General features: G+C 39.1%; 14 protein-coding genes. 11 read left to right on the top strand and 3 right to left on the bottom strand.

The annotated features are described in order from the left end of the window. Positions 1-262: 262 nt before the first annotated feature. Positions 263-1,162, top strand: a complete 900-nt coding sequence (locus KSO91_RS07250; RefSeq protein ID WP_238742292.1) for a Dyp-type peroxidase — start codon at positions 263-265, stop codon at positions 1,160-1,162. 42 nt (positions 1,163-1,204) lie between these two features. Here KSO91_RS07250 and KSO91_RS07245 read toward each other — a convergent pair whose 3' ends face one another. Then, positions 1,205-2,107 (bottom strand): LysR family transcriptional regulator, encoded by a 903-nt coding sequence (locus KSO91_RS07245; protein WP_238742291.1) that lies wholly within the window; start codon positions 2,105-2,107, stop codon positions 1,205-1,207. 138 nt (positions 2,108-2,245) lie between these two features. Between KSO91_RS07245 and KSO91_RS07240 the strand changes: the two genes are divergently transcribed. The 3 genes from KSO91_RS07240 (at position 2,246) to KSO91_RS07230 (ending at position 3,753) form a co-directional block, all read left to right on the top strand. Continuing rightward, complete coding sequence (locus tag KSO91_RS07240) at positions 2,246-2,767, top strand: NADPH-dependent FMN reductase (protein ID WP_238742290.1); 522 nt, start codon at positions 2,246-2,248, stop codon at positions 2,765-2,767. A gap of 140 nt (positions 2,768-2,907) precedes the next feature. Further along, positions 2,908-3,303 (top strand): VOC family protein, encoded by a 396-nt coding sequence (locus KSO91_RS07235; RefSeq protein WP_238742289.1) that lies wholly within the window; start codon positions 2,908-2,910, stop codon positions 3,301-3,303. A gap of 114 nt (positions 3,304-3,417) precedes the next feature. After that, the gene (locus KSO91_RS07230; protein WP_238742288.1) at positions 3,418-3,753 is read left to right on the top strand and encodes a hypothetical protein; all 336 of its coding nucleotides are present in this window, start codon (positions 3,418-3,420) and stop codon (positions 3,751-3,753) included. 23 nt (positions 3,754-3,776) lie between these two features. On the opposite strand, the gene KSO91_RS07225 is transcribed toward KSO91_RS07230, so the two are convergent. After that, a complete protein-coding gene (locus KSO91_RS07225; RefSeq protein WP_238742287.1) occupies positions 3,777-4,856 on the bottom strand; it encodes an MBL fold metallo-hydrolase in 1,080 nt (359 codons plus the stop codon). Between the two features lie 664 nt (positions 4,857-5,520). Between KSO91_RS07225 and ftnA the strand changes: the two genes are divergently transcribed. From ftnA to KSO91_RS07210, 3 genes are all read left to right on the top strand, one after another. Further along, the gene (ftnA, locus tag KSO91_RS07220) at positions 5,521-6,048 is read left to right on the top strand and encodes a non-heme ferritin (protein WP_238742286.1); all 528 of its coding nucleotides are present in this window, start codon (positions 5,521-5,523) and stop codon (positions 6,046-6,048) included. Between the two features lie 218 nt (positions 6,049-6,266). Beyond that, entirely contained in the window at positions 6,267-6,719 is a 453-nt protein-coding gene (locus KSO91_RS07215) for a DUF302 domain-containing protein (protein WP_238742285.1), read from the top strand. Positions 6,720-7,013: 294 nt separating this feature from the next. Then, on the top strand, positions 7,014-8,357 hold the full coding sequence (locus KSO91_RS07210) for a sigma-54 interaction domain-containing protein (protein ID WP_238742284.1): 1,344 nt from the start codon (positions 7,014-7,016) through the stop codon (positions 8,355-8,357). Positions 8,358-8,419: 62 nt separating this feature from the next. On the opposite strand, the gene KSO91_RS07205 is transcribed toward KSO91_RS07210, so the two are convergent. Further along, on the bottom strand, positions 8,420-8,719 hold the full coding sequence (locus KSO91_RS07205; RefSeq protein ID WP_238742283.1) for a hypothetical protein: 300 nt from the start codon (positions 8,717-8,719) through the stop codon (positions 8,420-8,422). Between the two features lie 236 nt (positions 8,720-8,955). On the opposite strand from KSO91_RS07205, the gene hpt reads away from it, so the two are divergent. From hpt to trmB, 4 genes are read left to right on the top strand one after another with little or no spacing between them, the layout of a single operon-like run. Next, positions 8,956-9,480, top strand: coding sequence for a hypoxanthine phosphoribosyltransferase (gene hpt, locus KSO91_RS07200; protein WP_238742282.1), 525 nt, complete (start codon positions 8,956-8,958; stop codon positions 9,478-9,480). 16 nt (positions 9,481-9,496) lie between these two features. Next, positions 9,497-10,420, top strand: coding sequence for an ABC transporter ATP-binding protein (locus KSO91_RS07195; RefSeq protein WP_238742281.1), 924 nt, complete (start codon positions 9,497-9,499; stop codon positions 10,418-10,420). Further along, positions 10,410-11,183: an ABC transporter permease gene (locus KSO91_RS07190; protein ID WP_238742280.1), complete on the top strand. Its 774-nt coding sequence runs from the start codon at positions 10,410-10,412 to the stop codon at positions 11,181-11,183. Before KSO91_RS07195 ends, KSO91_RS07190 begins: the two co-directional genes overlap by 11 nt. Beyond that, a complete protein-coding gene (gene trmB / locus KSO91_RS07185) occupies positions 11,180-11,845 on the top strand; it encodes a tRNA (guanine(46)-N(7))-methyltransferase TrmB (RefSeq protein ID WP_238742279.1) in 666 nt (221 codons plus the stop codon). Before KSO91_RS07190 ends, trmB begins: the two co-directional genes overlap by 4 nt. Positions 11,846-11,871: the final 26 nt, after the last annotated feature.

The following is an 11,871-nucleotide window of genomic DNA, read 5'->3' as shown; positions in this document are numbered from 1 at the left end:
AGCAAAACGATACAATACCGTTATTTACGCGGATTTCAGCGTTAAATAATCTACCAATAACCAGTTATTGCTACAATGATTCGCCTTGAACTACGCAAAACTAACGATACTGTATATTGTAAAATTTTAACTAATTGATATTTATGTCAATTGCGTTTCCATTATCCCGAGTTGAGGTTAAGTAAACTTATTTCATGATAACAATCAATGACAATAAATAATTTGAGGTTAAGATATTTAAATGAAAATTGGAGAAAGTATTATGTCATCATATCAATCTGCTATCGTTCCAGAAGCTGGACCTTTTGCGCTTTTTACTCAACTTAAAATAAAATCTGAACCTCAAAAAGTGATCCAACAATTAAAAACCATCCCGGGACTCGTAGCCGAACTTAATCATAGCCAATCAGGTGCTGGCCTCACTTCGTCCATTGCTTTTAGTAAAAGGCTTTGGGCTAAAACCAACCAGCCGATGCCTGATGAATTATCTGAGTTTATTGAACTGGGAGAAGGAAATACCATTGCGCCTGCCAGTGATGTTGATCTATTTATTCATTGTCATTCAAATCGCCATGATTTACATTTTTATTTGTTGCGTAAACTAATGGCAGAAATATCTGATTATGTTGACGTTATTGATGAAACTTATAGCTATCGTTTTATGGACGCTCGCGATATGACTGATTTTATTGACGGTACTGAAAATCCAGAAGGGGTGGCAAGGGAGCTGGTGGCTATTATTCCCGAGGGTGTTTTTGCTGGAGGCAGTTATGTGATGGCACAGCGCTTCGTCCATGATCTTCCTGCGTGGAATAAACTTTCTTTATCGGCACAAGAAAAAGTGATTGGTCGTACCAAACCTGATTCTATTGAACTTGAAAATGTACCTGCAACTTCACACGTGGGCCGTGTTGATATTAAAGAAGAAGGGAAAGGGTTGAAAATTGTACGGCATAGTTTGCCTTACGGTACAGTATCTGGTGATCACGGATTATTTTTTCTTGCCTACTGCAATACCTTACATAATATTAAAGTGATGTTGGAAAGTATGTATGGCCATAATGATGGCAAGGTGGACAGTATGCTTCGTTTTACAAAAGCCGTTACTGGCGCGTATTTTTTTGCCCCCTCGAGTGAAATGTTACAAGCAATAGAACTTTAACTAAGCAATATCTATTTTAAAGAGAGTGTTCTACTCTCTTTTTTAATCTCCCAATTCTTCTACTACAAAGTCGATAAAACTGCGTACCTTTGCCGACATATGCTTTCTACTCGGGTATACCATATAAATGCCGATTGAAGTCTTAGGCCAATCAGAGAAAAGTTCGACTAATGCCCCGGTTTTAAGTTCATCTTTTAATGCAAAGCGTGGGACTCGAAATATACCTTGCCCGGCAACACCTAAAGCAATCTCTAATGTAGAACTATTGGTAAGTACGTGGCTTTCAACATGCACCTGAATGGCGTTTCCATTATGGTCATTAAATAGCCAGATATTAGGTTGTTTTAAATTACTATAATTGATTATTTTATGTTGAGCTAACTCACTAGGGTGCTGTGGGGCGCCATGTTTGGCTAGGTAACTCGGTGATGCTAAGACTAATGCTTCGGATTGAGTAATTCTCCGGCTGATTAAGCTGGAGTCTTCTAAGTGCTCAGTGGCTCTAATTACGACATCAAATCCATCTGAGATGAGATCTACTTTTCTATCATTAAGATCTAACTCTAGTTGGATTTTTGGGTGCTTTTCAGTAAATTGACTGAGTATCGGGCTGAGATTAGACAGACCATAAGAGATAGGGCAGCTTATTTTAATTCGCCCTTGAGGTTCCCCTTGATTGCCGATAATTGCATTTTCTGCTTGCTCTGCGTCTTCGATTATTTGTTGGCATAATTGAAAATACAGTTCACCTTCTTGCGTTAAGCTGAGCGACCGAGTGGTTCTATGTAACAGACGAATACCTAATCGAGCTTCTAATTTATTTATCTCTTTACTAATGTAAGAGGTTGAATGCCCGCTAATATCTGCCGCTAGTGTAAAACTACCCGACTTTACAATATGAACAAAAATGACCATACCATCAAACAATTTGTTTTTAATCGCCATTGTGACCTCTTTTAAATCAAATTTTCTCTATGATTGCGAGTTGTTTGGAAACAATCAATCCTCAATTAGGTGATTAATAAACAAATGAGAATAATTTAAAGTGTATCCATCTACTAATTTAAAAGATAGGAAATGATTATGAAAGTACTCGCATTTGCTGCAACAAGCAGTAAGAATTCTATTAATAAGCAGTTGGCGAACTATGCTGCAAAACAAATTGAGGGCGCGCTGGTCGAGCTTATCGATCTTAATGATTATGAAATGCCTCTTTTTAGTGAAGATCGTGAAAAAGAGCTAGGCCACCCTGAACTCGCAAAAGCTTTTTATCAAAAGCTAGGAGAAGCGGATGTTATCGTTATCTCTTTTGCTGAGCATAATGGCTCTTATTCTGCAGCATACAAAAACCTTTTTGATTGGACCTCTCGCATAAATACGAAAGTATTCCAAAATAAACCGGTCATTATGTTGGCAACGTCACCGGGGCCTGGTGGAGCTGCGACTGTACTCGCCGCAGCAAAAGGGTCTGCACCTTATTTTGGCGCAGATCTAAAAGGCGCCATTTCAGTACCCAGCTTTTATGATAATTTTGATGTGGAGAATGGCCGTTTAACCAATAAAGAGTTGGTAGACAATATATTAAGTAGCATTGCTCAACTGTAATGGTTTGAGCCTGTATTACAGCGGCTTTACTCGGGTTAATACCTATCGACCGAGACGACGGGTTTATTCGCTCGTACTTTATAAATGATAAGCAATTAATTTTAGTCGCTAATCAGGTATCTATTTAAAGGATAATAATCATGATATCTCTAACTCAAGGCTCACATCATATTGGATTAAGCGTTTCAAAACTTGAGGAAAGTGCTAAATTTTTTACAACTGTACTCGGTTGGAAAGAAGTTAAACGAAATAACGATTATCCCGCAATTTTTGTGAGTGACGGGAAAATAATGATAACTCTGTGGGAAACTAAAGAAGAAGACGTTGAGTTTGATAGAAAAAGAAATGTTGGATTACACCACATTGCTTTTCAGGTTGAGAATGAAGAAACCTTACATTTAATTTACTCACAATTAAAAACTTATAATATGGAAATTGAGTTTGAACCTGAGCTATTACAGCAAGGCCCAGCTAAGCATATGATGTGCTATGAGCCAAGTGGTATTCGCGTTGAGTTTATCTGCTTAGGTCATTAAACAGACTAACTGTTCAACTGGATACCTGAAATAACCCGTATTAGCGCTACGTAGCGCTTTTTTTCGGGCTAAAATCCAGTAGCAATGCGATAAACGCTGATCTTCGTTGTTAGAATGTTTGGGTTTAGAACCATTAGACCATCAATCTTCAGCCAAGAATCGCATCATTTATTGCCATGCTTATTCTTGCTTTTTGAAGTGGATTGGGTCAAGTCTAATGACTCGGTGGTGACTGAGGGGGAAATACCGACGCAAGATTATGCTGTGATTTTTTTCTGGTCTTGTCTGAAAAGTTTAAATGCCACTAAAATGGCTGAATTTTTAACATGCATGGGTATCAAGGGCATTACACCTATTGATAAGCCGCTGCTTTCCCGACACCATCCTACTGGGATATTACCCCTTTTTACGCCACAACGAGGTGATGGTGGTATATTATTGCTCACCTAATTTCCTGTACTCTTTTGCCATGCCTATTTTTTGCCACTCAATTCAAATGACAACGTCTTTCCCAAGGGGGTTGTGATAAATGCGCTTTCGTACAGCGAAGCAGTGGCCTCCTGCAATTTTTCAACTGGTTCATCAATAGGTTCTGCGGTAAGAGGAAAGGTACCCCAATGTACTCCAAGGGAAAGTTTTGCTTGTACGTCATGGTGTATTTTTAGTGCTTCTGCAGGATTAATATGCATATCCTTCATAAACCATCGTGGTGCGTAGCCGCCAATTGGAATGATAGCTAAATCAAATGGCCCTAATCTTTCACCAATCTCTTTAAACTGTTTATCGTTATAACCTGTATCACCGGCGAACCAGAATTTGAAGTCACCGATCTGCACTGACCATGCAGCCCATAACTGCTGATATCTATCGTTCAGTCCTCTTGCCGTCCAGTGCTGTGATGGTGTTGCCGTGACGTGTGCTGCGCTTATTTTTTTCTCATCCCACCAATCAAATTCTTCGACATTTGTGACACCGAGATTTTTAAACCAGCCTTTGTATCCGAGTGGCACTAACCAGGTTGCGGTATTGCCTATCTTTTGCACCGTATATTTATCCAGATGATCATAGTGGTTGTGGGATATCAGCACAAAATCTATCTTGGGTAGTTGAGTAAGAGAAATGGCTGGTTGGGTGACGCGCTTAGGGCCAGCAAAGGCAATGGGGGACGCACGTTGTCCGAAAATTGGATCTGTCAGAATATTGATACCTTGGTATTGCACCAGTACCGTTGAATGGCCTATCCATGTAAACTGAGGGGAATCTGATGGCTTATTTAGCTGCTGAATATCGGCTTCTGTGGTTTCAACTAAGTGGCCCTGACCGTCATATTCCGCCCACTTATCTTCACCAAAATAGCGCATCTTTTGGAAGCCAAAAAAACTACTATCTTTTTTGTCGATGTAGAGATTACGGAAGCCATTATCCTCATGATGCTTAGGCCGAGAACCCCCCTTTTCGGTATAACTGCTGGAGCAGGCGGGTAGAAACATTGCAGTTACAGTAAGCAAAGCTGCTAACGTTATGAGTTTATAATACCAGGCCAATTTAAGCATTGTATGTAATCCTATGATCATCTAAATACGACTATGTGATAATTTTGACTGCGTTTTGTTGTGGGCATAACGCTTAAAATTTTGCTGTTAATGCGCTAAATAGCTCGCTATGAATCGTCTTCATTCATTTTTTTTGTTCCAATTATCAAGCGATTTTATGACGATTGCGCTCTTATGGCGTACTTCAGGCTAGAAAAATTGCCGGAGCACTTCGTACTGAGTTCTTCTATGATCTTGTCCAATATCAGACTATGCTTTTTACGATGGTGGCGGTTTGAATAAAGCGCATATGTTTGTATGTTACGTAACAGATGAAGCAACAGATCACTTTGTTTCTATTTTGCGCCATCTAAAATTTCGAAAATGGGCCACTTATCTACAATGTTGTGAGCAGGGAAATATGTGGGGGTGGTTTATTTGATCCGTTTCCACATTCACTGTAATGTGGTTTCTTATGTATTATTGAATGTTTATTGAATAGCAAAATCACACCAACTCCATTAATTAAATGCTCTATTTAGGCGTATAAAAAATGGTTGGGGACAAGGTATTGATTGCAGAAAATAATTGTTCTAATTGTAAAATCAATAACGAAGTTAACAACCATTTTAGCAAGTTTAAATGAATATAGAATTGTGGGACTTGATATTACAAGGGGATTCTAATGCTAAAATCTGCAATGATAAAACAGTTAAATCAACAAATTAATTTGGAGTTTTATTCTTCAAACCTTTATTTACAAATGAGTGCTTGGTGTGCAGAGCAAGGATTTGAAGGTGCCGCTGAGTTCATGCGTAAACATGCGATGGAAGAAATGGATCATATGACGCGTTTATTTACCTACGTCAGTGAAACTGGTGCGTTACCTATTTTAGGAACAATTGAGGCACCACCATATGAATTTGCATCTTTAGCTGATGTCTTTGAAAAGACCTACCAACATGAATGTGAAATTACTGAGCATATTAACGCATTAGCTCATCAAGCCTTTAGCACTCAAGACTATTCAACCTTTAACTTCCTTCAGTGGTATGTAGCAGAACAACACGAAGAGGAAACGCTATTTAAAAGTGTTTTAGATAAAATTAATTTGGTTGGTCACGATGGCCATGCCCTATTTTTTGTCGACAAAGATTTGTCTGCAATGGCAAAATCGACCTCTCAAAGCATAATAAAAGATAATCCAGCTTAAGTAGATCGTTGTCAGGTGCTAGACCTTAAAGGGAATCCAATGGGTGGAATAGCATTAGTTCACCCGCATGATGATCTGTCCATTATTATTGATGCCTTCACGGCCAAAGTGCTGGCTATTTTATAAAGCTAAGCTAGTAAAAATCTAATCTAACAAGAGATTGAATTAAGTATCAATACCGCTAAAGGACAGGGGTTGAGCGAATACAGGAGAGTAAAATGAAAAAAGCAATTATCGTAGTATGGTCGATTTTGTTGATTGCAATCCCAACTGTAGCAGCTGAGGGAGTGGTTGATATCCAAAGTGCCTTTACAGTAAAAGAAACCACCGATCGGATGGTCGATATATTGAATAAAAAAGGAATGACTATATTCGCTCGAATTAAACATTCCGAAAGCGCTGCCAAGGTGGGTATTAAAATACGAAACACAGAACTTATCATCTTTGGTAATCCAAAAGTGGGAAGTCCTCTGATGGCTTGTGAGCAAAGTGTTGCTATCGATCTACCTCAAAAAGCATTAATTTGGGAAGATGCTAATGACCATGTGTGGATATCTTATAATGACCCTCGATACCTAGAAAAAAAACATAATATAACGGGGTGTGAAGGGGCTATTGTGAAAATAGAAAATGCGCTGAGCAAAATGACAAAAGCAGCAGCCACTGAATAAACAGTCAAATAAATTAAGATAGATCTTGAAAGTAATAGGAATCAGGGTCTATCTTATTGTTATGAAATTCTAAAATGTATGATTTTTTATTTATCAGAAAACATCCGATTCTTTTTTAAGATGGTAATCCCCCTTTAATTTAATCTCTGTCGTCGCACATCAACACTTTTTATAATGATATAATTATGGCCTATTAAGCCGCCTGATTTACTACAATGGATCTATTGTAAAATAATAGTAAGATAGAGGCGGAATAAGCATTTTGAATACACTGTCCTTAATGATGAGCCTGTAATGAGTGAAAATAAGCAATTATTTGATAATAGTACTATTTTGGAAAGCATCTCTGATGGTGTTTTTACTATTAATGATGATTGGAAAATCAGTTCCTTTAATCGTGCAGCCGAGCAAATCACCGGGATTGATCGCAGTGATGCACTCGGGCGTTACTGCTCGGAAGTGTTTCGCTCGAGTCTTTGTGGTGAACATTGTGCATTACGGGAAACCTTGAAAACAGGCAAGCCTATTATCGATAAGGGATGTTATTTTATAAATAGTAAAGGTAAAAAAATATCAGTAACCCTGTCGACTGCCGTACTCAAAGACCAACAAGGTAATATTATCGGCGGGGCTGAAACGTTTCGCGATGTCACTGAAATTGAAGTGTTAAAAAAGCAGCTTTCTAAACAAACAAAATCTGGATCTTTAATTAGTCGCAGTCAATCGATGCAAAGTGTGATTGCCATGGTTGAAGCGGTTGCTGAAACCTCTGCAACGGTGCTTATCACAGGTGAAACGGGGACGGGCAAAGAGGTCACTGCTAAAGCATTACATCAGTTAAGTGAGCGTAACAAACAGCCCTTTATTGCGCTAAATTGTGCTGCATTACCTGAGAATTTATTAGAATCTGCCTTATTTGGCCATGTAAAAGGCGCTTTTACTGGGGCAATTGAGAATAAACTCGGCTATTTTGCTAGGGCTGCCCGTGGCACGCTGTTTTTAGATGAAATTGGTGATATCTCGCCAGCATTGCAAGTGCGCTTACTGCGAGTGTTACAAGAGCGCGAATTTGAGCCTGTGGGGAGCAATAAACCGCAAAAAACCGATGCGAGAATAATTACTGCGACCAATAAAAATTTATCAGATTTGGTGTCGCAAGGAACATTTAGAGAAGATCTTTATTATCGTTTAAACGTCATTAAAATAGTCCTTCCGCCTCTTGCTAAACGGGTTGACGACATCCCCTTTTTAGTCAAACACTTTATCGAACGTTTTAATTTGTTACATAAAAAAGCCATAAAGGGGATCAGTTCGGAAGCACTACAATACCTCCAATCCTATAGCTGGCCGGGCAATATTCGTGAATTGGAAAACAGTATAGAGCGTGCCTGTCTTTTGTCTAAAAACAGTTACATTCAACTAAGCTGCTTTCCTTTTGTTGTGGCCGAAAGTTCATCATCTGAAGTGCGCGAAAGTAATGAGCAAGTTCGCTTAGACAGTAGTCGAGAGGAGATTGAAAAACAATTGATTATTGCGGCATTAAAAAACAATCACAGCAAACTTGCCACTGCAAAGGCATTAGGTATACATAAAACAACGCTATTTCGTAAAATGAAGCGTTATCAAATAGCGTTTTAGAATTTTCACTTTAGCTTATGGCTCTCCGTGATCCTCCCCCTGATGATTATTTATTTTGCCAGTTAATGTTTAGCCAATGCTAAGATCATCTGCTTTTCTGCAAAGTGTAATCCTTTGTTATGTGCATTTTCTGTCAGTTTAGGTAATTGACTGTAAAGCACTGCTGTATGCACTGAATCGACTTTGTGTACGTCATGATAGGTACACCAAAATTGCATACTCATATTTTTGGTTGTGTGCACGCTAGCCTCTTTTGCTGCGTTCGTTGTATAGTAAACTTCATTTTTCCAGCTATTAATACCAGTTATTTTTCGCCAGGTCCCATTTTTACAGAGTAGAACTTGCCCGCGTGAGAAGATCATACTGTCCTCCTTATTTATTTGTAATCATGCTCTCTTGTATTCTAATCATTACGAGAGATTAGTAATAAACACCTACTAATAGTTATAGCTTATCCCTTTATCCTTTATAGTAAATTAATGTAAATATAATCTGTTTTCGTTTTTTATGCACAATTATATCCGCCGCTGTATATTGATTGTTTCGCTATATTCATTTAATGGTACAATTGTCGGTTCTTTAACTATCAGGAGTTTCCATGAGTCATACACTCACAATGATGATCTCTCAGGAAGAGATTGCACAGCGTGTTCAGGCGATCGCTATAGAGATTAATGAACATTATAAGAACAGTGAGGCAGTGATCCTGATCGGCTTACTACGTGGATCTGCTATTTTTTTAGCTGATTTATCACGTTTATTGACTGTTCCCGTTATTTTAGATTTTATGGCTACCTCCAGCTATGGTAAAGGGACTGATGGCGGAGAAGTAAAAATATTGAAAGAGCTTGATGAAGAGATCCATGGTAAGGATGTGCTGATTGTTGAAGATATTGTCGATACGGGCAACACGTTGAATAAAATTAAAAAGATGTTGCTGTTGCGCGATCCCAAATCCTTGGCTATCTGCACCTTACTTAATAAACCCGCGCGGCGTCAGGCTGAGGTTGTGATTGATTGGCAAGGTTTTTCTATTGAAGATAAGTTTGTTGTCGGTTATGGCATGGATTACGCGCAACTTTACCGTAATCTCCCTTATGTCGGCATCGTTAATTTTGATTAATAAGGCTAAAAGCAATATGTATGCAATTGATCTACATAATATCAGGAAGGTTTATAAAGGTGGTGTTGAAGCGTTAAAAGGGATCTCTTTACAAGTACAAGAGGGCGATTTCTATGCCTTACTGGGGCCTAATGGCGCCGGGAAATCGACGACCATTGGTATTATTTCATCCCTAGTGAATAAAAGTGCAGGGCAAGTCAGCGTATTTGGTTATGACTTGGATACACAACTTGAGTTAGCAAAAAGTCAAATCGGTTTGGTGCCGCAGGAGTTTAACTTCAATCAATTTGAAGCACCGCTGCAGATACTCGTCAATCAAGCTGGCTATTATGGTGTTAAAAGAAAAGAGGCTTTTATACGCGCCGAAAAGTACCTTAAACAGCTCGACCTTTGGGATAAAAGAGCGGAACCTTCTCGGGAATTATCGGGTGGGATGAAACGTCGTTTAATGATTGCGCGTGCGCTAATGCATGAACCTAGGCTGTTGATACTCGATGAGCCTACTGCGGGTGTCGATATTGAAATGCGTCGTTCTATGTGGAAATTTCTGCAAAAGCTCAATGCACAGGGGGTGACCATTATTTTAACGACCCATTACCTTGAAGAAGCAGAAATGTTATGTCGTAATATTGGCATCATTGATAAAGGTAATTTGGTTGAAAACACCAGCATGAAAAAGTTATTAGCACGACTTGATAGTGAAATTTTCATTCTCGATATTGATCCGCCTGCGCAGTTACCTAGCAGTGATCGTTTTAAAATTACTCAGCTGGATGAACGTACCTTGGAAGTTGAGGTAAACAAACGACAGTCATTGAATACTGTTTTTGCAGAATTAAGCGCACAAGCTATTCGGGTTAATAGTTTACGAAATAAAGCCAATCGTTTAGAAGAACTCTTTATTGAACTCGTAGAAAAAGGCAATATACATGATAAATAGTGCATACCTGATAGCGTTAAAAAGTATCTGGATTAAAGAGATTAGTCGTTTCTTACGTATTTGGATACAAACACTCGTTCCACCAGTGATAACAATGAGTCTGTATTTTGTTATCTTTGGTAATTTAATTGGTTCGCGTATCGGTGAAATGAGTGGTTTCAGCTATATGTCATTTATTGTGCCCGGTCTAATTATGATGTCGGTGATAACTAACTCTTATTCTAATGTTGCCTCCTCGTTTTTTAGCGCTAAATTTCAACGTAATGTTGAAGAGTTACTGGTCGCGCCGGTGCCCAACTACATTATTATTTGGGGTTATGTTGGCGGCGGTGTCGTACGTGGATTAATGGTGGGTTTTATGGTCACCTGTGTATCGCTTTTTTTTGTTGATTTACAGATATTTAACCTATTTGTGTTGGTACTAAGCGTTATCTGTACTGCTATTTTATTTTCCATCGGCGGTTTATTAAATGCTATTTTTGCGCGTACGTTTGACGATATTAGTATTATTCCAACCTTTGTATTAACGCCGTTAACTTACCTTGGTGGGGTTTTTTATTCGATTAGCCTATTGCCTGACTTTTGGCAAGGCGTCTCACATTTTAATCCCGTATTCTATATGATCAATGCCTTCCGTTATGGGTTTTTAGGGATTGCTGATGTGTCATTAGTTTGGTCTTTTACTGTTATTGGTCTCTTTATTGTGCTGCTTTATGGTCTCGTTTTGCTACTACTGAGAAAAGGCGTGGGGATCCGCACATGAATGAATTAGCAGGTAACTCAAGAGTTATCAGTTCTAACCAAGATGGTTTACATAAGCAGTTGGATGAAGTGGTCTTGAAACATTTAAAGCATCCTTTTCGTAAGCCATACCAACAACATACGTTAGATGCCTTTAAAGCCTGTGAAAAGTGGGTTGAGCAGCAAGACAAGCCAATTATTTTTGATTCCTGTTGTGGTGTGGGAGAGAGTACCTATCATCTTGCTAAAAAGCATCCAGAGGCGATTGTACTTGGTTTGGATAAGTCAGCGGATCGTTTAGCGAAACATCCACAATCTGTTGCTGATAATTACCGCTTATTGCAGGTTAATCTGAATGATTTTTGGCGTCTGGCCGTGGATGCGAATTGGACGCTAGCACACCATTATCTGCTTTATCCTAACCCTTGGCCGAAAGCTGCTCACCTGCAACGGCGTTGGCATGGAAGTGCCGTATTTCCGGCTATTATACAGCTTGGCGGAGAGCTTGAACTACGTAGCAACTGGTTCACCTATATTCATGAATTTGCGCGCGCCTTAGCGCTTGCAGGACAAACTTGTGAACTCACTGAGTTTCAAAGTGCAACGGCGATTACCCCCTTTGAGCGGAAATATTGGGCAAGTGGACAAAGCTCGCTTCGGTTAACGTCGAGCCTGAGGCCATAAATAGAACATTTAATTAATGGGCTTAG

It is taken from the genome of Psychromonas antarctica (assembly GCF_022267535.1).
GTDB classification, from domain to species: domain Bacteria; phylum Pseudomonadota; class Gammaproteobacteria; order Enterobacterales; family Psychromonadaceae; genus Psychromonas; species Psychromonas antarctica.
The sequence above is the reverse complement of the archived record's forward strand: the minus strand, read 5'-3'. Positions and strand labels throughout refer to the sequence as shown.